The sequence below is a fragment of the Streptomyces sp. NPDC002788 genome, from assembly GCF_053592115.1.
Genome location: NZ_JBSFVB010000019.1, coordinates 47186 through 68917, shown reverse-complemented (window position 1 = coordinate 68917; position 21732 = coordinate 47186). Strand labels below are relative to the sequence as shown.

The 21732-nt window shown below is 73.4% G+C and carries 22 protein-coding genes, 1 pseudogene and 1 riboswitch; of the genes and pseudogenes, 11 read left to right on the top strand and 12 right to left on the bottom strand.

Features of this window, described 5'->3' with window-relative positions:
- Positions 1 to 27: 27 nt before the first annotated feature.
- The 9 genes and pseudogenes from ACWD1U_RS30150 to ACWD1U_RS30110 form a co-directional block, all read right to left on the bottom strand.
- Positions 28 to 480: pseudogene (locus ACWD1U_RS30150) on the bottom strand (cobalamin biosynthesis protein); the annotation flags it as partial.
- The gene (locus ACWD1U_RS30145; protein WP_451112249.1) at positions 477 to 1871 is read right to left on the bottom strand and encodes a cobyrinate a,c-diamide synthase; all 1395 of its coding nucleotides are present in this window, start codon (positions 1869 to 1871) and stop codon (positions 477 to 479) included. The gene ACWD1U_RS30145 and the pseudogene ACWD1U_RS30150, both read right to left, overlap by 4 nt.
- A complete protein-coding gene (gene cobO, locus ACWD1U_RS30140; protein WP_451112247.1) occupies positions 1871 to 2470 on the bottom strand; it encodes a cob(I)yrinic acid a,c-diamide adenosyltransferase in 600 nt (199 codons plus the stop codon). The genes ACWD1U_RS30145 and cobO overlap by 1 nt, the downstream gene beginning before the upstream one ends.
- Positions 2470 to 4479: a putative cobaltochelatase gene (locus ACWD1U_RS30135; RefSeq protein WP_451112246.1), complete on the bottom strand. Its 2010-nt coding sequence runs from the start codon at positions 4477 to 4479 to the stop codon at positions 2470 to 2472. Before ACWD1U_RS30135 ends, cobO begins: the two co-directional genes overlap by 1 nt.
- 370 nt (positions 4480 to 4849) lie before the next feature.
- Positions 4850 to 6358 (bottom strand): cobyric acid synthase, encoded by a 1509-nt coding sequence (locus tag ACWD1U_RS30130; RefSeq protein WP_451112245.1) that lies wholly within the window; start codon positions 6356 to 6358, stop codon positions 4850 to 4852.
- Positions 6355 to 7299 carry a cobalamin biosynthesis protein gene (locus ACWD1U_RS30125; protein WP_451112243.1) on the bottom strand — a complete coding sequence of 315 codons (945 nt, stop codon included), beginning with the start codon at positions 7297 to 7299 and terminating at the stop codon, positions 6355 to 6357. Before ACWD1U_RS30125 ends, ACWD1U_RS30130 begins: the two co-directional genes overlap by 4 nt.
- Before the next feature lie 120 nt (positions 7300 to 7419).
- Positions 7420 to 7492, bottom strand: a riboswitch (cobalamin riboswitch).
- 178 nt (positions 7493 to 7670) lie between these two features.
- Positions 7671 to 7892: a hypothetical protein gene (locus ACWD1U_RS30120; RefSeq protein ID WP_451112241.1), complete on the bottom strand. Its 222-nt coding sequence runs from the start codon at positions 7890 to 7892 to the stop codon at positions 7671 to 7673.
- A 34-nt stretch (positions 7893 to 7926) separates the two neighbouring features.
- On the bottom strand, positions 7927 to 9174 hold the full coding sequence (locus ACWD1U_RS30115; protein WP_451112240.1) for an anion permease: 1248 nt from the start codon (positions 9172 to 9174) through the stop codon (positions 7927 to 7929).
- Between the two features lie 145 nt (positions 9175 to 9319).
- Entirely contained in the window at positions 9320 to 10072 is a 753-nt protein-coding gene (locus tag ACWD1U_RS30110) for a lysozyme (RefSeq protein WP_451112239.1), read from the bottom strand.
- Positions 10073 to 10267: 195 nt separating this feature from the next.
- Here ACWD1U_RS30110 and ACWD1U_RS30105 point away from each other — a divergent pair, with 195 nt between their 5' ends.
- The 3 genes from ACWD1U_RS30105 to ACWD1U_RS30095 all read left to right on the top strand — a co-directional run bounded on the left by ACWD1U_RS30105 (position 10268) and on the right by ACWD1U_RS30095 (position 13907).
- Positions 10268 to 10999: a class II aldolase/adducin family protein gene (locus ACWD1U_RS30105; RefSeq protein WP_451112238.1), complete on the top strand. Its 732-nt coding sequence runs from the start codon at positions 10268 to 10270 to the stop codon at positions 10997 to 10999.
- A gap of 74 nt (positions 11000 to 11073) precedes the next feature.
- Positions 11074 to 12201, top strand: a complete 1128-nt coding sequence (locus ACWD1U_RS30100; protein ID WP_451112237.1) for an alpha/beta hydrolase — start codon at positions 11074 to 11076, stop codon at positions 12199 to 12201.
- A 455-nt stretch (positions 12202 to 12656) separates the two neighbouring features.
- A complete protein-coding gene (locus ACWD1U_RS30095) occupies positions 12657 to 13907 on the top strand; it encodes a hypothetical protein (protein WP_451112235.1) in 1251 nt (416 codons plus the stop codon).
- A 50-nt stretch (positions 13908 to 13957) separates the two neighbouring features.
- Here the strand turns inward: ACWD1U_RS30095 and ACWD1U_RS30090 are convergent, their stop codons facing one another.
- Positions 13958 to 14371, bottom strand: coding sequence for a VOC family protein (locus tag ACWD1U_RS30090; RefSeq protein WP_451112233.1), 414 nt, complete (start codon positions 14369 to 14371; stop codon positions 13958 to 13960).
- Between the two features lie 271 nt (positions 14372 to 14642).
- Between ACWD1U_RS30090 and ACWD1U_RS30085 the strand changes: the two genes are divergently transcribed.
- The 3 genes from ACWD1U_RS30085 (at position 14643) to ACWD1U_RS30075 (ending at position 17748) form a co-directional block, all read left to right on the top strand.
- Positions 14643 to 16241, top strand: coding sequence for an ABC-F family ATP-binding cassette domain-containing protein (locus tag ACWD1U_RS30085; RefSeq protein ID WP_451112232.1), 1599 nt, complete (start codon positions 14643 to 14645; stop codon positions 16239 to 16241).
- Between the two features lie 335 nt (positions 16242 to 16576).
- Positions 16577 to 16795: a helix-turn-helix domain-containing protein gene (locus ACWD1U_RS30080; protein WP_010037790.1), complete on the top strand. Its 219-nt coding sequence runs from the start codon at positions 16577 to 16579 to the stop codon at positions 16793 to 16795.
- Between the two features lie 149 nt (positions 16796 to 16944).
- Complete coding sequence (locus ACWD1U_RS30075) at positions 16945 to 17748, top strand: enoyl-CoA hydratase/isomerase family protein (RefSeq protein WP_451112230.1); 804 nt, start codon at positions 16945 to 16947, stop codon at positions 17746 to 17748.
- 15 nt (positions 17749 to 17763) lie between these two features.
- On the opposite strand, the gene ACWD1U_RS30070 is transcribed toward ACWD1U_RS30075, so the two are convergent.
- Positions 17764 to 18477 carry a nucleopolyhedrovirus P10 family protein gene (locus ACWD1U_RS30070; RefSeq protein ID WP_451112228.1) on the bottom strand — a complete coding sequence of 238 codons (714 nt, stop codon included), beginning with the start codon at positions 18475 to 18477 and terminating at the stop codon, positions 17764 to 17766.
- Between the two features lie 83 nt (positions 18478 to 18560).
- On the opposite strand from ACWD1U_RS30070, the gene ACWD1U_RS30065 reads away from it, so the two are divergent.
- From ACWD1U_RS30065 to amaP, 5 genes are read left to right on the top strand one after another with little or no spacing between them, the layout of a single operon-like run.
- The gene (locus ACWD1U_RS30065) at positions 18561 to 19034 is read left to right on the top strand and encodes an Asp23/Gls24 family envelope stress response protein (RefSeq protein WP_451112226.1); all 474 of its coding nucleotides are present in this window, start codon (positions 18561 to 18563) and stop codon (positions 19032 to 19034) included.
- A 55-nt stretch (positions 19035 to 19089) separates the two neighbouring features.
- Positions 19090 to 19272: a hypothetical protein gene (locus ACWD1U_RS30060; RefSeq protein WP_451112224.1), complete on the top strand. Its 183-nt coding sequence runs from the start codon at positions 19090 to 19092 to the stop codon at positions 19270 to 19272.
- Positions 19273 to 19276: 4 nt separating this feature from the next.
- Positions 19277 to 19651, top strand: a complete 375-nt coding sequence (locus ACWD1U_RS30055) for an Asp23/Gls24 family envelope stress response protein (RefSeq protein WP_451112222.1) — start codon at positions 19277 to 19279, stop codon at positions 19649 to 19651.
- On the top strand, positions 19648 to 20337 hold the full coding sequence (locus tag ACWD1U_RS30050) for a DUF6286 domain-containing protein (RefSeq protein WP_451112220.1): 690 nt from the start codon (positions 19648 to 19650) through the stop codon (positions 20335 to 20337). Before ACWD1U_RS30055 ends, ACWD1U_RS30050 begins: the two co-directional genes overlap by 4 nt.
- Positions 20334 to 20921 (top strand): alkaline shock response membrane anchor protein AmaP, encoded by a 588-nt coding sequence (amaP, locus tag ACWD1U_RS30045; protein ID WP_451112219.1) that lies wholly within the window; start codon positions 20334 to 20336, stop codon positions 20919 to 20921. Before ACWD1U_RS30050 ends, amaP begins: the two co-directional genes overlap by 4 nt.
- 52 nt (positions 20922 to 20973) lie before the next feature.
- Here amaP and ACWD1U_RS30040 read toward each other — a convergent pair whose 3' ends face one another.
- The gene (locus ACWD1U_RS30040) at positions 20974 to 21729 is read right to left on the bottom strand and encodes an SDR family oxidoreductase (RefSeq protein WP_451112217.1); all 756 of its coding nucleotides are present in this window, start codon (positions 21727 to 21729) and stop codon (positions 20974 to 20976) included.
- Positions 21730 to 21732: the final 3 nt, after the last annotated feature.

The following is a 21732-nucleotide window of genomic DNA, read 5'->3' as shown; positions in this document are numbered from 1 at the left end:
GTCGTGGTCCCGGTCGACCGCGTCGACGGGGGAGGAGGCCGTGGTATACCGGCGGCCGTCCCCGCCGTCGAGCACCGCCACGGCACAGGTCGCCCTGGCGGACTTCCGTTTGGGGACGAGGAGTTCACCGCCGCGCAGCAGGGCCGAGGCCTCGGCGACGGAAGGGGTGCCGACGGCGGCCCGCGACGCGTCGGACGGATGGGGCACGCCGACGCCGGCCAGCTCTTCGGCGCGGTACGTCACCAGAGGCACCCCGAGCCGCCGTGCCGCACCCACGACGCCGGGCTCCCCGGCCTTGGCCTCGACGGTGGCGAGCTCGGCGACGGACGCGACGGACAGCCCGGCCTCCCGCAGGGCCTCCTCGACCAGCCCGAGCACCTCCTCGACGGCGGCCCCCTTCGAGGCCCCGACCCCGACGACCACGGCGGCCTCGACGGTCCCCGCCGCCGGGGAGCCGGGGCCGGCCGGCCTGCCGCTCATGAGGCCCGGCACCTCTCCACGAACCGGCGGGCGACACCGGGCTCGGCCGCCCAGTGCGTGTGCAGATAGCTGGCGTGCACCCCGCGCCGCACGAACCCCTCGACCCGCCGCTGCGGGCTGCGCAGACCCCAGGCCGGCTCCGCCCCCGACGCGGGCTCCACGACGGTCCGGTGGAACTCGTGTCCCCGCATCCGCGTCCCCGCCGCAGCGAGCACGCTGTCACCCACGGCCACGGCGTCCCGGTAGCCGAGCGTGAGCCGTTCCGTCATCCGCGCCGCGGCGTCCAGCACCCCGCACATCGGCAGCCCGTCCAGCTCCCGGCACAGGTACAGAAGCCCCGCGCACTCCGCGGCGACCGGCGCCCCGCTGTCCGCCAGGACGGCCACGGCCTTGCGCAGGGGCTCATTGGCCGACAGCTCGGAGGCGTACACCTCGGGGAACCCGCCCCCGATCACCAGCCCCCGCACCCCTTCGGGCAGTTCCTCCTCCAGCAGTGGATCGAACGGCACGACCTCGGCACCGGCGGCCGTCAGCAGCTCGGCGTGCTCGGCGTAGGAGAAGGTGAACGCGGACCCGCCGGCGACAGCGATCCGCGGCGCGGGTCCGCCCGGCCTCCCGTCCGGCCGCGCCGGGCGGTGGCCGGGCGGGGAAACAGCCTCGGCCGCGTCCCACGCCGCGCACGACAACGCGCCCGCACCGCGCGCCAGCTCCGCCAACGCGTCGAGATCACATCCGGCCGAAACCTGCGCGGCCATCGCCGCGACGGCCTCCACCGCCTCCCCCCGCCGCTCGGCGACCGGCACCAGGCCCAGGTGCCGAGACGGCGTGTCCACCTGCGCCACCCGCCGCAACACCCCGAGAACAGGCACTCCCACCTGCTCCAGCGCCTCCCGCAGCAACTCCTCGTGCCGGTCCGAGGCGACCTTGTTCAGGATCACGCCCCCGACCCGCACCTCGGGGTCCCACGACACGAACCCGTGCACCAGCGCCGCCACCGACCGGGACTGCGACGACGCGTCCACGACCAGCACCACCGGCGCCCGCAACAGTTTCGCGACATGAGCCGTGGAGGCGAGCTCCCCCTGCCCGGCGGCCCCGTCGTACAGCCCCATCACGCCCTCGACCACGGCGATGTCGCAGCCTCGGGCCCCGTGCAGGAACAACGGCCCGACCAGCTCCGGCCCGCACAGGTACGCGTCGAGGTTCCGCCCCACCCGCCCGGTCGCGAGCGCGTGATAGCCGGGATCGATGTAGTCCGGCCCGACCTTGTGCGGGGAGACGGCGAGCCCGCGCGCGGCGAACGCGGCCATCAGCCCCGTGGCCACGGTGGTCTTGCCGCTCCTCGACGAAGGCGCGGCGACGACCAGCCGGGGGACGGACGAGGAGGACATCACCACTCGATGCCCCTCTGTCCCTTCTGCCCGGCGTCCATCGGATGCTTGACCTTGGACATGTCGGTCACGAGATCCGCGAAGTCGACGAGCTTGCCGGGCGCGTTCCGCCCGGTGATCACGACATGCTGGGTCCCGGGCCGGTCGCGCAGCACCTCGACGACCTCATCGGTGTCGATCCACCCCCAGTGCAGGGGGTAGGCGAACTCGTCCAGCACATACAGCCGGTACGTCTGGGCGGCCAGGTCCCGCTTGACCTGCTCCCAGCCCTCCCGGGCCTTCTCCTCGTTGTCCAGCTGGTCGTCGCGCTGCACCCACGACCAGCCCTCGCCCATCTTGTGCCAGGCGACGGACCCGCCCTGCCCGCTGTCCCCGAGCACCCGCAGCGCGTTCTCCTCGCCGACCTTCCACTTCGCCGACTTGACGAACTGGAACACCCCGATCGGCCACCCCTGGTTCCAGGCCCGCAGCGCGAGCCCGAAAGCGGCGGTCGACTTGCCCTTGCCGACGCCCGTGTGCACCACGACGAGCGGCCGGTTCCGGCGCTGCCGGGTCGTCAGTCCGTCGTCGGGCACGACACTCGGCTGTCCCTGCGGCATTACGCGGCCCTCCTCGAAGTCCCCTGCACATCCCTGACCAACCCGGCGATCGAGTCGGCCCGCAACTCGTCCAGCGTCACGGCGGTACCGCCCAGTTCACCCGCGAGCTGCCCCGCGAGCCCCAGCCGCACCGGCCCCGACTCGCAGTCCACGACGACCGACGCGACACCGCCGGCCGCGAACAGCCGCGCGGCCCGCCCGGCCAGGGCGACCGGCTCCGGGCCGCCGGTGGCCCGTCCGTCCGTCACCACCACGACCAGCGGCCGCCGCGCCGGATCCCGCAGCCGCTCCACGCGCAGCACGTCGTGCGCGCGCAGCAGCCCGGCGGCGAGCGGTGTACGCCCGCCGGTCGGCAGCGACTCCAGCCGGGCCGCCGCCGCGTCCACGGACGAGGTCGGCGGCAGCGCGACGTCCGCGACCGAGCCCCGGAAGGTCACCAGCCCCACCTTGTCCCGCCGCTGGTAGGCGTCCAGCAGCAGCGACAGCACGGCCCCCTTCACGGCACTCATCCGCTGCCGGGCCGCCATCGATCCGGAGGCGTCCACGACGAACAGCACGAGATTGCCCTCGCGCCCCTCACGGGTGGCCTGCCGCAGATCGTCCCGCCGTACCACCAGCCCGGGCCCGGACCGCCCGCGCGCCCGCTGGTGCGGCGCCGCGGCCTGCACGGTCGCCGCCAGGTGCAGCTTGGTGAGCGCGCCCTGCGGCCGCCGGGCCCCGGTCGTCCGCCCGTGCTCGGTCCGGGCCCGCGAACGCCGCCCGGCGGCACCCTCGCCGAGCCCGGGAACACTCAGCACCTTGGTGCGGAACGGCTCGGAGGCCCCTACGGCCGACTGCTCGCCGGCCCCCGACGGCTGCGGCTGCCCGGCCTCCCCGGACTCGGGCGAGGCCCCGGTGTCACCGCCCTGCGGCGCGTCGTCGGGCTCCGGCCGGCCGCCGCCCCCACCGCCCCCGTCGGGCCCGTCCGGCCCGGGATCCGGATCCGGGTCGTCGTCGCCGGAGAACTCCTCCAGGGTCTCGTCCAGCTTGTCCTCGTCCAGCCCCGGCGCGTCGAAGGGGTTGCGCCGCCGCCGGTGCGGCAGCGCGAGCAGCGCGGCCTGCCGGACGTCCTCGGCGAGCACCTCCGTACGCTCGGCCCAGGCCGCCAGCGCGGTGGCGGTCCGGGCCATCACGATGTCGGCGCGCATGCCGTCGACCTCGAAGGCCGCGCAGGTCGCCGCGATCTGCCGCAGCGCCGCGTCGCCCAGCCGCACCGACGGCAGCAGCTCCCGCGCGGCCACGATCCGCGCCCGTACCCCGGCCTCCTCCTCGGCCCAGCGGGCGGCGAAGGCCGTCGGGTCGTCGTCGTAGGCCAGTCGCCGCCGCACGACCTCCACCCGCTGGTCGGGCTCCCGTGAGGCCGCGACCTCCACGGTCAGCCCGAACCGGTCGAGCAACTGCGGCCGCAGCTCACCCTCTTCGGGGTTCATGGTGCCGACGAGCAGGAAGCGGGCCGCGTGCCGCACGGAGACGCCCTCGCGCTCCACGTACGAGGCGCCCATCGCCGCCGCGTCCAGCAGCAGGTCGACCAGGTGGTCGTGGAGGAGGTTGACCTCGTCGACGTAGAGGATGCCGCGGTGCGCGTCGGCGAGCAGGCCGGGCTCGAAGGCCTTCACACCCTCCGAGAGCGCCCGCTCGATGTCCAGCGCGCCCACCAGCCGGTCCTCCGAGGCGCCGACGGGCAGCTCGACCATCCGCGCCGGACGGGACCGGCCGGCGGCGCCCGGCGCGTGCGGTCCGTCCGGGCAGGCGGGGTCGGGGGAGCCGGGGTCGCAGGAGAAGCGGCACCCGGGGACCACGTCCACCTGCGGCACGAGCGCCGACAGCGCCCGCACGGCGGTCGACTTGGCGGTGCCCTTCTCGCCGCGCACCAGCACACCGCCGACCGCGGGGGAGACGGCGTTCAGCAGCAGCGCGAGCCGCAGGTCGTCCTGGCCGACCACGGCCGTGAACGGAAACGGGGTGGTCACGTGTCGTCACCCTCCAAGGTGCCTTCGAGTTCCAGGTGGATGGCGCGCGGCCGACGAGGTGTCTGAGGGGTCCTCGCACTGTGCCCGCCCGGGTCGCGCGGCCGGGCACCGCGCCTGACCGCGTTGCCGAAACGCCCGGGTAGATCCGCTACGAGGGCACTTGGGCGCCTTGCGATGCACGGCACCGGACCACGTGACCTGATCGGACGCTCATGGTGCGAGGACCCCTCAGCGCCCGGCTCGGTCCGTGGTCCGCGGGCGGCGGTCTCCGGCAGCCGCTCTGTGGTGCCGCGCGGGGCCCGCGGTGCGGACGTGCGCAGCCGCACGACGGTGAGACCCCCACCCTCCGGCAAAGCCGGAAACCCAGCGCTCATGCGGGCGCTCCCGGCGGGACGAAGGGCAGGCCCCGCGGTGCGCCGGTCTCGATGAGCCGCCACAACGCGTCGGTGTCCGCGTGCTGTTCGATCAGGTCGCCGAGCCGGTCGAGCTGCTCCTCGCGCAGGGCGGCGAAGGAGGTGTCCGGCGCCGGCACGAAGCGCCGCCCGGCCGCGGCGGCGACCTCGCGCAGGAAGGCCCTGCGGAACCCGTCCGACTCCAGTGAGCCGTGCCAGTGCGTGCCCCAGGTCTGTCCGACCCTGCAGCCGTCGAGGAAGGGCGTACCGCCCTGGACATCGGCGATCCCGTGGTGGATCTCGTAGCCCTCGACGGGCTCCCCGAGGGCCTCGCCCGCCGGCCGGGTGAGGGTCTTCTCGCGGGCGAACCGCACCCGCACGGGCAGGAGCCCGAGCCCGTCGACGTGCCCGCGCCGGCTCTCGACGTCGTCCTCGATGTGCTCGCCGAGGATCTGGAAGCCGCCGCAGACGCCGAGGACGGGCCGCTGCTCGCCCGCCCTGCGGACCAGGGCCTCGGCGAGCCCCCGATCGCGCAGCCACTCCAGGGCCCGGACCGTGCCCCGCGTCCCGGGCACGATGACGAGGTCGGCGTCGGCCAGCTCCTCCGGTCGGTCCACGAACCGCACCACGACGCCCGGTTCGGCGGCCAGCGCGTCGACGTCGGTGAAGTTGGACATGAGCGGCACGGCGCAGACCGCGACCCGCAGCACGTCCTCCCCGACGGGCGGCGCGACGACGGACTCCCGGACGGCTCCGCGCATCGACACCCGCAGCCCGTCCTCCTCGTCGATGCCGAGACCGTGCCGGAACGGCAGCACGCCGTAGGTCCGCCGCCCCGTGAGGCCGTGCAGCATCTCCAGCCCGGGCTCCAGCAGGGAGACGTCCCCGCGGAACTTGTTGACCAGGTACCCGGCGACGCACTCCTGGTCCTCGCGGGACAGCAGTGCCACCGTCCCGAAGAACGAGGCGAAGACACCGCCCCGGTCGATGTCGCCGACGACGAGCACGGGGAGCCCGGCGTTGCGGGCGATACCCATGTTGACGATGTCGGTCCGCCGCAGATTGATCTCGGCGGGAGAACCGGCCCCCTCACAGATCACCGCGTCATACGTGCCCCGCAGCTGCTCCAGGCAGTCCAGCACCGTCCCGAGCAGCATCTGCTGCCGCCCGCCGTGATACCCCCGCGCGCTCAGCTCCCCGACCGGCTTGCCCAGCAGCACGACCTGACTGCTCTGCTCGCCACCGGGTTTGAGCAGCACGGGATTCATCAGCGCGGTCGGCTCGATCCGGCAGGCCTGCGCCTGCATGGCCTGCGCCCGCCCGATCTCCGCCCCCTCCCTCGTCACGAAGGAGTTGAGGGACATGTTCTGCGCCTTGAAGGGCGCGACCTTGACGCCCTGCCGCACCAGCCACCGGCAGATGCCCGCCGTCACGACGCTCTTGCCTGCGTCCGAGGTGGTCCCGGCGACGAGAAGCCCACCGCTCATGCTCTTTTCCCCCTCTTCAGCAGCCGCGCGCCGGCGCACACCCCGAGCGCGAGCCAGGTGACGCGCCGCGACAGCCGCACGGCCCGTTCCACATCGTGCGTGCCGACGGCCCGCCCCCGTGTGTTCAGCACGGGCCGGTGTTCCACCCGTCCGCCGTAGGAGAGCGTCCCGCCCAGCCGCACCCCGAGCGCCCCCGCGAACGAGGCCTCCACAGGACCGGCGTTGGGACTCGGATGCTTCGCCGCGTCCGCCCGCCAGGCCCGCACGGCCCCGCGCGGATCGGGCCCGGCCGACGCCGCGAGCACGGCGGTCAGCCGCGCCCCCGGCCACCCCGCGAGATCGTCCAGCCGCGCCGAGGCCCACCCGTACCGCCGGTACCGGCCCGACTTGTGCCCGACCATGGCGTCCAGGGTGTTGACGGCCCGGAAGCCGAGCATCCCCGGCACCCCGCCGACCGCTCCCCACACGAGGGCCCCCACGACCGCGTCGGAGGTGTTCTCGGCGACGGACTCGACCACGGCCCGGGCGATGCCGTCGGCGTCGAGGGCCTGCGGGTCCCGCCCGCACAGATGCGGCAGCCGGGCCCGGGCCGCTTCGACGTCGCCCGCCTCCAGCGCGCGTCCGATGGTCCCGGCCTCCCGGGCCAGTGAAGTCCCCCCGACGACGGCCCAGGTGGCGGCACCGGTCAGGGCGACGGAGGCGGCAGCGGAACCGCGTACGGCACGCGCGGCGACGGCCCCGAGCGCGACGGCACCTCCGGCACACACGGCGGTGTGCAGCGCGCCCCACCCGCGGTGGTCCCGCCACAACACCCGTTCCACGGCACCCGCGGCCCGCCCGAACGCGGCGACCGGATGCCCCCGGCGGGGATCGCCGAGCAGCAGGTCACCGATCAGACCGGCGGCGGCGCCGTACGCGAAGACGCGACCGGCAGCACCCATCGGCTCAGCCGGCCAAGGGGGCAGACGGGGGTGCGGTGTTGAACATCGGTCGGCAGCCGCGCATGGCGATATGTCCTCACTCAGGGTGTCCACGCCCTGGTTCGAAGAGACCGGCGGTGAGAGTTCCTGGCTCCCGGGGACGGCTGCCCCGGTGACAGTGGCGGGACCGCGCCGGACTCGCACCGGCTTCCTCTCCTGCCGCCGTACTGGCCCGGGCAGTCCACCACGGCCGCGAACTGCCGTCAACTTGCCGTTGACCTGCGCGGGGAGAGTGTGGAGAACCCCACATCGCCCGTTGCGCACACGTCCGCCGGACGGCACGGGGCCGAAGCCCCGTGCCGTCCGGCGGACACGATCGTGCGGTCGGGCCGTCAGGCCATGATCAGGTAGATGCCATAGCCCACGGCCGCCGCGCAGGCCGCGAAGCACGCGTACGCGCCGGTGACGGCGAGGCCCGCGGAGCCTCCCGCCGCGACCGCCCGCTCGCGGCGGGACAGGCCGGTGATGCCGAGGGTGAACAGGCCCACCAGGGCCACGGTGACCACGAGGCTGACGCCGAAGACGGAGCCGAGGGCCGCCCAGTCGATCTTCATCTCAGAGACTCTTCCTTGTAACCGGTGGCCGGGGTCAGACCGGGGTGGTCGTGGAGGGGGCCCGCTCGGAGGTGGCCTGCGCCGGGAACGCGGGGACCGGCTCGTCGGTGGCCGGGCTGCCCGCGGGCGGCGGCGTCACCGCGGCCATCGCCGTGGTCACCACACCGGCCGGCTCCGCCTCCTCGGTGTCGTTGACGTTGGTGTGGTCGATGACCTCACGCCGCGAGATCTTCCAGATCGCCGCGCTGGAGGTGACCAGGAAGACGGCCACCACGGCGGTGCCCCAGTCGCCGAAGCCGGTGACGTACTCGGCGAGCGCGCCCACCAGGGCCGCCGCCGGGAGCGTCAGAGCCCACGCGACGAACATCCGCGTAGCGGTCGACCAGCGGACGACACCGCCCTTGCGGCCGAGTCCCGCGCCCATCACCGCGCCGGACACGGAGTGGGTGGTGGACAGGGAGAAACCGAGGTGCGAGGAGGCCAGGATGACCGTGGCCGCGCTGGTCTGGGCGGCGAAGCCCTGCTGCGGCTGGAGGTCGGTCAGGCCCTTGCCCATGGTGCGGATGATGCGCCAGCCGCCGAGGTACGTACCGAGCGCGATCGCGATACCCGCCGACATGATGACCCACATCGGCGGGTCGGAGTCGGGGGCGACTGCCCCGCCGGCGACCAGGGCGAGGGTGATGACACCCATCGTCTTCTGGGCGTCGTTGGTGCCGTGTGCCAGGGAGACCAGGCCCGCGGAGGCGATCTGGCCGGCCCGGTAGCCCTTCTGGGACGCCTTGCCGTCGGCCTTCTTGCCGAGGGTGTACGTCAGCCGCGTGGCCAGCATCGCCGCGATGCCGGCGACCAGCGGAGCGGCGATCGCCGGGATCAGCACCTTGGTCACCAGCACGTCACCGTGCACCGCCCCGACGCCCGCCGAGGCGATCGTGGCGCCGATCAGGCCGCCCATCAGGGCGTGCGAGGAGCTGGACGGCAGACCCACCAGCCAGGTCAGGAGGTTCCAGAGGATCGCGCCCACCAGGGCGGCGAAGATGACCTCGGGACGGATGCCGGATTCGTCGACGAGGCCCTTGGAGATCGTGTTGGCGACTTCGACGGACAGGAAGGCGCCGACCAGATTCAGGACCGCCGACATGGCCACCGCGACCTTCGGTCTCATGGCGCCGGTGGAAATGGTCGTGGCCATCGCGTTCGCGGTGTCGTGGAAACCGTTCGTGAAATCGAACGCGAGTGCGGTTACCACCACAATCGCGAGGATCAGCGAGAAGCTTTCCATTTACCCAGGCAATCGTTCGAGGTCGTTGGCTGGACGAACGTAGGTAACCCGAGTGAACGGAAGATGAACTGAGAGGGGCGCGGGAGTGTCCACGGGCGAGGGTTGCCGTTCCGTCCTGCTGGCAGGCTCCCCGCGCCCCCGGGGCCTAGGCCCCTCGCGCGAACCGCTTCAGTCGATCGAGTGACCCGTTGAAGACGTTCTGGTCACCCGGCAGGGGGCCGCTGCCGTTGTCGTGCTGCCAGATGGTCCAGGCCGACCAGCCGGCCGGCAGCGTACCCGCGCTCGACGCGTCGTAGCGGGCGATCCACAACGGGTGATCGGCGGCGAAGGCGCGGCTGCGGCCCGTGCAGGTGTTCCACCAGTGGGGGGTCGTGTAGATCGCCGGACGGCGGCCGGTGAGCCGCCGGACCTCGTCGCTGAACGACTTGATCCAGCCGGCCATCCCCGCCTTGCTCAGCCCGTAGCACTTCCGCCGCTTGTCGTACGGGTTGTACTCGATGTCGAGCGCGGGCGGCAGTGTCCAGCCGTCCGCGGTCCAGCTGCCGCCGTTGCGCACGAAGTGCGCCGCCTGCGCCCGGCCCGAGGACCGGTCCGGCAGCGCGAAGTGGTACGCGCCGCGCACGAGGCCGGCCTGCCGTGAGCCGTTGTACTGCTGTTCGAAGTAGGGGTTGCGGTAGGTGGTGGACTCGGTCGCCTTGACGTAGACGAAGCGGGCGCCCTGTGCCCGCGCGCTCCGCCAGTCGACGTTCTTCTGGTGGGACGAGACGTCGTGCCCTCGCGGGCCGCTCGCCGCCGAGGCCGGAACCTCGGCGAGTGCCGTCGCGCCCAGGGCGAGTGCCGCCGCGTACGCCACGAGTAATCGGCTGCGGCGTCGGGTCGGCGTGTGGTCACGGGCCATGTGATTCCCCCCGAAATGGCGGCGTGCACGGCAAATCCCCCAGAGCGTACTGGAAGATCATTCAATGTCCGAAGAACTCAGCCAAGAAGATCTACGCGATCCTTTGTGACGGTCCGCGCCCCCCTGTGGTCGGGTCCCTGTCTGAAGTGCCCCCGTCCGGCGGCGCTTTGAGATCCCGCCTGGCAGGATCGCCGCATGGCTGAGCAGCGAGGTGACGCGCGGGGCGCGAAGGGCGCACGAGACGGCGGACAGGGTGCGGGGGAGTCACGGCGGAGGGGTGTGCGCCCTGAGGAGGCGAGCGCCTGGGCGGAACTCGTCGCGACGGCCCGCCGGACGGTCTCCGAGGGGCTCGTCGTCGGCACGTCGGGCAACGTCTCGGTACGCGTCGGCGACACCGTCCTGGTCACACCGTCGGGCGTTGCCTACGACCGCCTGTCACCCGGTGACGTGACCGGTGTCGACCTCGACGGCCGGCAGGTCCTCGGCACGCTCGTCCCGACCAGCGAGCTGCCCATGCACCTCGCGGTCCACCGGTCGACCGACGCCCGTGCCGTCGTCCACACCCACGCCGTGCACGCGACGGCCGTCTCGACGCTCGTGAGCGAGCTCCCGCTGATCCACTACATGGCCGCCGCGCTCGGCGGACCCGTCCGGGTCGCCCCGTACGCCACGTACGGCACCGACGAGTTGGCCGAGAGCATGCTCCGTGCCCTCGAAGGCCGCTCCGGCTGCCTCCTGCAGAACCACGGCACCGTCACCCACGGCACCACCCTCGCCCAGGCCTACGACCGCACGGCCCAGCTGGAGTGGATGTGCCGCCTGTGGCTCACCGCCGCATCCGTGCCGGGTCCGGCCCCCAGCCTGCTGTCCCGGCAGCAGCTGGCCGAGGTGGAGGAGCGCCTGCGCGGGTACGGCCAGCCGGGCTGACCGTCCCGTCGCCCGCCTCACCCCGCCGCTGCCTCCCACTGGTCGCTCGCGGAATCCGCCAGGACACTGGTGCCGTGCGCACTGTCAGAGCGACGGCCGCTGCCGTCACCGCCGTGCTGGGGGCCGGGGCCGCCGCCGTGGCCGCCGGCCGGTTCGCCAGCGACGCCGCGCTGAAGGCGCCGCCCGGCCGGCCCCTGCCCACCGAGCCCCGGCTCACCGTGCACGGCACCGCCGCCGGGCAGATCAGCCTCACCCGGGACCTCGCCGCCCTGCGGCCCGGCCGGTACGGCCTGAGCGGCGACGGCTCCCACGCGATCGTCGGCCCCGTCCTGACCGGCGCCCCGCACGCCGCCGACACCGTCGTGCGCCGCCTGGAGAGCGTCACGCACGGCACCCTCGAACCCGGCGACAAGGCCTGGCTCACCCCGAACGTGTACGTCGGTGACCCCGGCACCGCCCTCGGCCTCGAACACGCCGACATCGACATCATCGGCGAACTCGGCTCCCTGCCCGCGTGGTTCGTCCCCGGCGCCCGGGACACCTGGGTGATCGCCGTGCACGGCCTGGGCACCACCCGGGAACTCGCCATGAACGTCATGGGGTTCCTGCACCGCAGCCGCTTCCCGGTACTCGCCCTCGCCTACCGCGGCGACCTCGGCGCACCCCGCCCACCCGACGGCCTGAACCACCTCGGCGAGACCGAGTGGCGCGACCTCGACGCGGCCATCCGCCACGCCGTGCGCCAGGGAGCCCGCCAAGTCGTCCTGCACGGCTGGTCCACCGGCGCCACCATGGCCCTGCGCGCCGCCGAACGCTCGGGGCTGCGCGACCACGTCTCCGGTCTCGTCCTGGACTCCCCGGTGCTCAGCTGGGAGGCCACCCTGCGCGCCCTCGCCGCCGCCCGCCGCACCCCGGGCGCGCTGCTGCCCCTCGCGGTCCGCGCCGCCCAGGGCCGCACCGGCCTGTACGGCGACCGCGTCGCCGACCCGGGCCCGTCCGACGGGCCGCGCGTCCCGGCGCTCGTCTTCCACGGACCGGGCGACACGGTGGCCCCCTGGCAGCTCTCCCGCCGGCTCGCCGCCGCCCGCCCCGACATGGTCGCCCTCCACACCGTCGGCAACGCCCCGCACGGAGCCATGTGGAACGCCGACCCCCAGGCGTACGAGGAGGCGCTCCGGCGCTTCCTGACCCCTCTCATGTGACCCCTCTCATGTGACCCCTCTCATGTGACCCGTCGTCCGGCCCGTCGTCCGGCCCGTCGTCCGGCCCGTCGCGCGGACGGCACGCTGCCGACAGCTCACGCACCCCTCGTTCGCACCCCCTCGCCCTGTGGCAACCACGTCCGCTCCGCTTCCGACCGACCGGTCGCGATGATTCCGTTTAGCGTCGTACCACTGGCCGGTTCCCGGTCATCGACCGCTCCCGCGACCCGGTGCCTTGGCCCTCTCCGTCGCCCGCCGTGACATTCCGTTTGGGTTTTCGGACCGTCAACCGGAAGACTGCACCCGTGACGTCCCGTATCCCGCGCGACTCCAGGCTTCGACTCGTCCGCCCGCGACCCCTGGCCGCCGCCCCCCCAGCGATGAACCAGCGGCGCTCGCGCCGACCCGCACCGCGCCCCCCGGAGGGCACCCCGGCCCCGGCGGAGCTGGCCCGAATGGCACGCTCAGGCCTGGCCGACGCGGCCCGCGTCGCCCGCTGGGCCGACGCCGCGCTCGGCCCCGGCCGGGATAGCGCCACCGCCGACGGCAAGGCCACCCTCTCCGACGCGACCGCCGAACGGGCGGCCCGCGAGCTGGGCCTGACCTCGGCTCAGGTCAGAGCCGACTGGGACACCGCCCGCCTCGCCGGTCTCGTCGAGGTGCACGGCGACAGCGCCCGCCCCGGCTGGCGGCTGCGCGCCTGGGACCGCGACGACAGTGCCGTGCTGCGCGGCTGGGTCGCCCTCTTCGACGCCTGGTCGCTCGCCTACCCGGAGCCCGAGGGGCACGAGCCGGCCGCCGTCGCCGAGGTCGTCTCTGCCATGCCGCAGACGCTCTCCTTCCTCCAGCTGTCCGCCGGCCCCGTCCCCGTGGAGCAGCTCCTCGACCTCCTGGAGCAGCGCGTCACCGAGCTGCGCACCGCCCGCTGCGAGATCCCCTACGGCCCTCGGCCCGAGCCGCGGGCCGAGCCGGAGCCCACCGACGCCCCGCTCGCCCCCCTCCTCGACTGGGCCCTGCGTGCCCTCGCCTCCGTCGGCGCCCTCACCTACGGCGACGGCCAGGCCACCCTGACCCCGCTCGGCAGCTGGGCCGTCTGGGTCAAGCTGGAGCAGATCTGCGTCGCCGCGCAGAGCCCCGCCGGGAACATCGAGCAGGCGGCCGAGGACATGCTCCGCGGCTGCGCGCAGCTGCGTCCGAACGCGGCCCGCTCCGAGTACCGTGCCTGGCTCGCCGCCCGCACCGTCGGCAGCGCCGTCGCCGAGCTCCTCGGCGCCGCCCGGGGCGAGGACGCCCTGCTGCGCGGCCTCGCCTTCGAGGCGCTGCGCGTCGTGGGCGCCCCCGCCGAGCCGGACGTCCGCGCCGTGCTGGACGAGCCCACGCTCAGGCCGTACGCGCTGCTGTGGCTGGCCGAGCACGACGGGGCCGATCCGGAGGACGCCCACGAGGTCCTCACCCGCGAGGAGGCGACCTGGCTGTGGGTGGACACCGCCGCCGCCGTCGCCGACCACGGTGAGGCCCCGCTGCTCGTCCGCCATCTGGAGTCCGCCGTGCAGCCGACCGTCCCGATGCTCCTGGACGAGGTACGCGCCGTGGGGCACCCGCGCACCGTGCAGGTCCTGGTCGCCCTCGCGGCGGCCCACCCCGACCCGGCCCTGGCCAAGGCCGTACGCCGGGCCGCCTTCCAGGTCCACACCGGCGGCAGCTAGGACCGGCGGCAGCCGGGGCCGGCAGCCGGGGGCTGACGGCCCGCGGGCCGTCAGCCGGCTATCTCGGGCGCGTACGTCCCGAAGCTCCACACGTTGCCCTCGAGGTCCCGGGCCATGTAGTCCCGCGAGCCGTAGTCCTGGTCCGTCGGGGGCATCAGGATCTCCGCGCCGTGGTCCACGGCGCGGCGGTGGTGCGCGTCCACGTCGTCCACCACCACGTACACCCCGGCGGTGCCCGAGTCCTTCATGGCCGCGTCGAACACGCCGCCCCGGCCCTTGGTGCCGAGCATCACCGCGCCGTTGCCCTGAGTCAGCTCGGCATGCAGCACCGAGCCGTCCTCACCCTCGAACACCGAGAGCTCCGTGAAGCCGAAGGCCTCCGTGAGCTGGCGGATCGCGGCCTTGGCGTCCGCGTACAGCAGCGTCGGGTAGATACTGGGACGCTCACCGGGCGTGCCTGCCATGGCGATCACTTCCTTGTGTCTCGCTGCGTGTCCTGCCGGGAGATCGTGCCGGTCCCGGTGCCGGAGAAGCGGGATCAGGCCTGCTGCTCAGTCTTCCACCGGCCACTGACAACGGCCTTTCGTCCGGCGCCAGCCGTCGAACAAGCGAACGCAGAAAAAGTGGTTGCACGTCCCCGTTAGACTGTCCCCATGGCCATTCTCCTCGCGCATTAGACGGCGGGAACGTCCTCAGCCGCCCATCCCGCCCCCGTATCCGCCCTGGAGTCTGTCCGTGATCTCCGCCTCCGGTATCGAGCTGCGCGCCGGTGCCCGCGTCCTCATCGAAAGCGCCACCTTCCGAGTCGCCAAGGGCGACCGCATCGGCCTGGTCGGCCGCAACGGCGCGGGGAAGACCACCCTCACCAAGTGCCTGGCGGGCGAGGGCATGCCCGCCGGCGGCACCATCACCCGCTCCGGTGAGGTCGGCTACCTCCCGCAGGACCCCCGCACCGGCGACCTCGACGTGCTCGCCCGCGACCGCATCCTCTCCGCCCGCGGCCTGGACGTGCTGATCCGCAAGATGCGCGACAACGAGCAGCGCATCGCCAACGGCAAGGGCGCCACCCGCGAGAAGGCGCTCAAGCAGTACGAGCGGCAGGAGACGGAGTTCCTCACCAAGGGCGGGTACGCCGCCGAGGCCGAGGCCGCCACCATCGCCGCCGCGCTCAACCTGCCCGACCGGGTGCTCGGCCAGCCCCTGCACACCCTCTCCGGCGGTCAGCGCCGCCGCATCGAGCTCGCCCGCATCCTGTTCTCCGACGCGGACACGCTCCTGCTCGACGAGCCGACCAACCACCTCGACGCCGACTCGGTCATCTGGCTGCGCGACTACCTCAAGACCTACCGCGGCGGCTTCATCGTGATCTCCCACGACGTCGACCTGGTCGAGACGGTCGTCAACAAGGTGTTCTACCTGGACGCCAACCGCGCCCAGATCGACGTCTACAACATGGGCTGGAAGCTCTACCAGCAGCAGCGCGAGGCCGACGAGAAGCGCCGCAAGCGCGAGCGGCAGAACGCCGAGAAGAAGGCCTCCGCGCTGCATTCGCAGGCCGACAAGATGCGGGCCAAGGCCACCAAGACGGTCGCCGCGCAGAACATGGCCCGCCGAGCGGACAAGCTGCTGGCCGGTCTGGAGGCCGAGCGGAAGTCCGACAAGGTCGCCAAGCTGCGCTTCCCCGAGCCCTCCCCGTGCGGCAAGACCCCGCTCAAGGCCGAGGGCCTGTCGAAGTCCTACGGGTCGCTGGAGATCTTCACCGACGTCGACCTGGCCATCGACAAGGGCTCGCGCGTCGTCATCCTCGGCCTCAACGGCGCGGGCAAGACGACCCTGCTCCGCCTTCTCGGCGGGGCCGAGGAGCCTGACACCGGCGAGGTCATCAAGGGCCACGGCCTCAAGCTCGGCTACTACGCGCAGGAGCACGAGACCCTCGACCCGGAGCGCACGGTCCTGGAGAACATGCGCTCGGCCGCCCCCGACCTGGACCTGGTGGAGGTCCGCAAGACGCTCGGCTCGTTCCTGTTCTCCGGCGACGACGTCGACAAGCCGGCCGGGGTGCTCTCCGGCGGCGAGAAGACCCGACTCGCCCTCGCCACCCTCGTGGTGTCCTCGGCGAACGTGCTGCTCCTGGACGAGCCGACCAACAACCTCGACCCCGCCAGCCGCGAGGAGATCCTCGGCGCGCTGCGCACCTACAAGGGCGCGGTCGTCCTCGTCACGCACGACGAGGGCGCGGTGGAGGCGCTCCAGCCGGAGCGGATCATCCTGCTGCCGGACGGCGTCGAGGACCTGTGGGGCGCCGACTACGCGGATCTCGTCGCACTCGCTTGATCGAATGCGTGATCAACGGCGTATGGATCATTCGGCCCAGTGGTGATCCATCATCTGTGTGAGATCTCCTCGTACCGAGGTGTGTCCTACATCGATTTCGCGGCCGAGCCCCCGATTCTTCCGGGCTCGGCCGCGACACCTTTCTGACCTGGCATTTCCCGGCCCAATCCGTTCGGCCGTACGGACACCGGTCTCCGGAATTCCGTATTCCGCATGTGGGTGTGTGCTCCCGTCGTCACAACCTTGTCTCACGGACCTTGCCGAATGGGTGGCCATCAGAGCCCGGAGGGGTGATCATGAGGGGACCAGAGCGCACTTCCCATGAGGAGGCACGGGTGGCCGAGACTCTGAAGAAGGGCAGCCGGGTGACCGGCGCCGCGCGCGACAAGCTCGCGGCAGACCTGAAGAAGAAGTACGACGCCGGTGCGAGCATCCGGGCGTTGGCCGAGGAGACCGGCCGCTCGTATGGCTTTGTGCACCGCATGCTCAGTGAGTCGGGCGTCACGCTGCGAGGGCGTGGCGGGGCGACACGGGGCAAGAAGGCCACGGCCTGACCCCGGGTGGCTCCTCGGCTTCGATGGTGGCCACCCGGTCGTTCAGCTGATCGACCGGGTGGTTACTGTGCAGTCACTTAGCTGTGCCGTGCTACGGCGGGAAGCCGTCGTACGGCGCGGAAGACGACCGCACACATCGGAGGCGTCCCATGGCTTCGCCCGACAGGGACCTCGTTCCCGTACTCGACAAGGACGGCGTACGGCTCACCGTCGACGACGCGATCGCCACGGTGACGCTGACCAACCCGGCCAAGCGCAACGCGCAGAGCCCCGCTCTGTGGCGGGCGCTGACCGAGGCCGGGCGGCAGCTGCCGGGTTCCGTCCGCGTCGTGGTGCTGCGGGCCGAGGGCAAGTCCTTCTCGGCCGGGCTCGACCGGCAGGCGTTCACGCCCGAGGGCTTCGACGGCGAACCGTCGTTCGTCGACCTCGCCCGGGGCGGCGACGCCGAGCTGGACGCGACCATCGCCGAGTACCAGGAGGCGTTCACCTGGTGGCGGCGCAGCGACATCGTCTCCGTCGCCGCTGTCCAGGGGCATGCCATCGGGGCGGGCTTCCAGCTCGCCCTCGCATGCGACCTGCGCGTCGTCGCCGACGACGTGCAGTTCGCCATGCGCGAGACCAGCCTCGGACTCGTGCCCGACCTGACGGGCACGCACCCGCTGGTCGGCCTCGTCGGATACGCCCGCGCGCTGGAGATCTGCGCGACCGGGCGCTTCGTCACGGCCGACGAGGCCGTGAGCACGGGGCTGGCCAACGTCGCCGTACCCGCCGACGAACTCGACGGCACGGTCCGCGACCTGGCCGCGGCCGTCCTCGCCGCGCCCCGCGACGCGGTCATCGAAACCAAGGCCCTGCTGCGCGGCGCCCAGGACCGCACGTACGAGGAGCAGCGCAGCGCGGAACGCCAGGCCCAGGCACGGAGGCTGCGGGACCTCGCCGGCGTCGGCGACTGAGGGCGCCGGGCGCGATCAGCCGATCGCGCTCACCACGACCGCCACCGTCGGATGGTCCGGCAGGACCCTCCTGACCGCCGAGCGGACCGCGCGGGCCACGTCACGGGTCCGGTGGTCCGCGGCCACCGCCACTTCCAGCCGGACGTGGCGGTGCGTCAGCGCGGCCTCGCCCGGGAGTTCCTCGATGTGCACCGGGTGGCCCAGTGTGCCGGTCAGGTGGAGCACACCCGGGACCTTCAGCGTCTCGGCGGCGACACGGCCCTCGTCGCCGCTCTCGGCCCGCGCGGCCCGCGGCGGTTCGGGGAGACGTACCTCCGGCGCCCCTTGCGTCTCCTCGTCCAGCAGCCCCGTCACCCGCAGGTCCACCTCCGACACCGTCAGGCCGAGCCGCTCCGTCGCGGCGGTGGCCAGCGTGGCCCGCAGCAGGGACGCCGTCGCCGGGAGGGGCTGCGACGCCGTCGCCGCGAACTCCGCCACCACCCGCAAGGGTCCGGGCGGCAGCGCACTCGGCGGAGCCGGCACGGCAGGCTCCCGCGTGTCCTCCGGATCGGCGAGCGCGACCCGCATTGTGCCGAGGCGTACACCCGGCGCGTCCCGCGCCGCACGCGCCAGCACCGCCTCGGCTGCCCGCTCCGCGATCCAGGCGCCGTCCCGCGCATCGCCCAGGGGCAGAAGCCTGCCGAGGCTCAGCTGATCTCTCACTGCCTGCGTCCACCGGTCGGCCGTCATTCCTCCAGCCTGCCGCATCAGAGGCGCGTTATCGCGCAACCGTGCTTACGGTGGTCGAAGGACGACGAAAAGGACGTACGGCGATGACTGACATGACCGAGAACCGGGGCGGGGAGACCGAGACTTCGTCGGCACACCGGAGCCCGTTGGCCAAGCACAGCGGGGGAGACGCCGGCTCTCGGGGCCGGACCACCATCGCGGACGGCGTCGTGGAGAAGATCGCCGGACTCGCCGCCCGCGACGTGGACGGCGTGCACGCCATGGGCAGCGGCCTGTCCCGCACCTTCGGAGCAGTGCGCGACCGCGTGCCCGGTGGCGCCAAGTCGGTGTCGCGCGGCGTGAAGGTCGAGGTCGGCGAGGTACAGGCGGCCCTCGACCTGGAGATCGTCGTCGAGTACGGCGTGTCGATCGCCGATGTCGCCCGGGACGTGCGGGAGAACGTCATCACCGCAGTCGAGCGGATGACCGGCCTCGAGGTCGTCGAGGTCAACATCGCGGTGAGCGACGTGAAGCTGCCGGACGAAGAGGAAGAGGAACCGGAGCGCCGCATCCAGTGAGGCACAGAGGCGACGGACCACACATCGGCTGCGGAGCTGAGGAGCTGAGGAGCGCATGAGCATGGCCGTGGTCGGCATGATCGTCGGCATGGCGCTGGCCTTCGCCGGATATTTCGGCGGATTCGGCGCCTTCCTGCTGGTGGCGGCACTGGGCGCCGTCGGCTTCGCCGTCGGCCGGTTCCTGGAGGGGGACCTGGAACTCGGCGACTTCTTCCGCACCCGTGAACGGCGGCGGTGAGCCGATGAGCGCGGGGCCCGGTGAGCTCGACAGACCCCTGGGTGTCGTCCCGCCGGGCGAGCGCGGCGGAACCCGCATCGCCGACCGGGTCGTCGCGAAGATCGCCTCGCAGGCGGCCCGTGAGGCCGTCGGGACACTGCCGGCGGACGCCGGACGGCCGTCCGCCACGGTCGTCGTCCACCACGAGGCCGCCCACGTCCGGGTCCACGTCGAACTCGGCTACCCCTGTGACATCGGCGGGCGCTGCCACCGCGTGCGCCGCCAAGTCGTGGAGCGGGTGGGTTCCTTGACGGGAATGCGGGTGCCGGAGGTCGTCGTCCACGTGGAGCGGCTGCACCTGGAGGCCGGGCCCGACGCGGTACACGGGAGGACGCGGTGAGCGAACCCCAGGGCACGGAGCCCTCCGACGGCGGCACACGACGGTTGCCCATCCTCGACGAACCGGACGCCGGCACCGGGCTCGCCCCCTCCGCGTCGCCGCCCGAGCCCGGGCAGCCGCCCGCCCCCGATGGCGAGGCCGGCCGCGCAGGACGCTTCTGGTCGGCCCGCCGCATCCCCGCCGGCGTCGTCGCGTTGCTGCTCCTGGGTCTCGCCGGGCTGTTCCTGTACGACATCGTCTCGGTGCGCGCAGGCCGGCCCGGCATGTACTGGCGCCGGGAGCTGGCCCGGCAGCTCGCCGAACGGCCCCTCGACGACGCCTGGGTGCTCGTCGGGGCCGGGGTGGCCGCCGCCCTCGGGCTGTGGCTGCTGATCCTGGCCCTCACGCCGGGCCTGCGGGGCGTGCTCCCGATGCGGCGCACGCAGGCCGACGTACGCGCCGGACTGCACCGGGAAGCGGCCGCGACCGCCCTGCGCGACCGGGCCATGGAAGTGGCCGGCGTGCAGTCGGTACGGGTGCGGATGCGCCGGCGACGTGCGGACGTCCGTGCCGCGTCGCACTTCCGGGAAACGGACGACGTACGAACCGATCTGGACGCCGTGCTGGCGGACGCGGTCAGCGGACTGGGACTGTCACGTCCCCCTTCGCTGTCGGTGCGCGTCCGGCGGCCCGGCCGGAAGGGGTGAAGGCGGTGCTCAGGACCGTCAACCGCGTGTTCCTAGGGCTCGTCGGCCTGGTCCTGCTGGTGCTGGGCGGCTCCGTCCTGGCCGTCGGCCTCGGCGCGCCGGCGCCCTCGTGGTGGATCCACCACGACCGGCACGACGTACTGCTCAGCACCGCCGAACGCACCCGCTGGCGCGAGGACGGCTGGTGGTGGCCGGCCGTCATCGCCGCCCTCGCGGTCCTGCTGCTGCTCGCCCTGTGGTGGCTGGTCGCGGTACTCCGCCGGCGCCGCCTCGCCGAAGTCCTCGTCGACACCGGCGACGGCGAGGGCGCACTCGTGCGCGGCCGGGCCCTGGAGAACGTCCTCACGCAGGAGGCGGCCCACATCGAGGGCGTGGACCGCGCCCAGGTCGATCTGACGGGCCGCCACAGCGCTCCGGAGGCCCGCGTACGCCTCGCGCTGGAGCCGCACGTGGATCCCGGAACAGTTCTGCGCGACCTCACGACCGGCGCACTGACCCACGCCAGAACGTCGGCCGGTCTGGCGTCACTTCCGGCGGAGGTACGGCTGAGGGGGGTCAAGCGCCGCGCGGAGAGGGTGAGCTGACCGGCCCGAGAGGCGCAGGGAACCGCCCGCACGACCCACCGCACACCCGCCGTCAGAACCCGTGCCGGGACCCACCGTCCACCGGCACCATGACCCCGGTCAGATAGGAAGCAGCCGGCGACAGCAGGAACGCGGCCACCCGCCCGAACTCATCGGGCGCCCCGTACCGCCGCAGCGGAATCTGCGACTCCGAAGCCGTCCTCGTCGCCTCGGGATCCGCCGACAGCGCGTCCAGCTGACGCACCCGGTCCGTGTCGATCCGCCCGGGCAGCACACCGACCACCCGGACCCCTCGCGGCCCGAGCTCGTCGGACAGCGACTTGGCGAATCCCGCCAGCCCCGGCCGCAGCCCGTTCGAGATGGTCAGCCCCGGAATCGGCTCGTACACCGACCCGGACAGCACGAACCCGATGACACCCCCGGCCTCCAACTCGGCCGCTGCGGCGCGGGCCAGCCGCACCGCACCGAGGAACACCGACTCGAACGCCGCCTGCCACTGCTCGTCCGTGTTGTCCGCGACGAACCCGGCCGGCGGCCCGCCCACGCTGACGAGGACACCGTCGAAACGCCCGAAGTGCTCCCGTGCGGCCCCGATCAGCCGGGCCGGCGCCTCGGGGTCGGCGTTGTCTACCGCCAACCCGACCGCGTTCGGCCCCAGTGCGGCCGCCGCGTCGGCGACGCTCTCCTCGTCCCGCCCCGAGACGACCACCTTCGCGCCGTCCGCGAGGAGCTCACGCGCGGTGGCGTGGCCCAGACCCCGCGTGGCTCCGGTGACGACGTACACCCGGTCCTTCAGTCCAAGATCCATGGC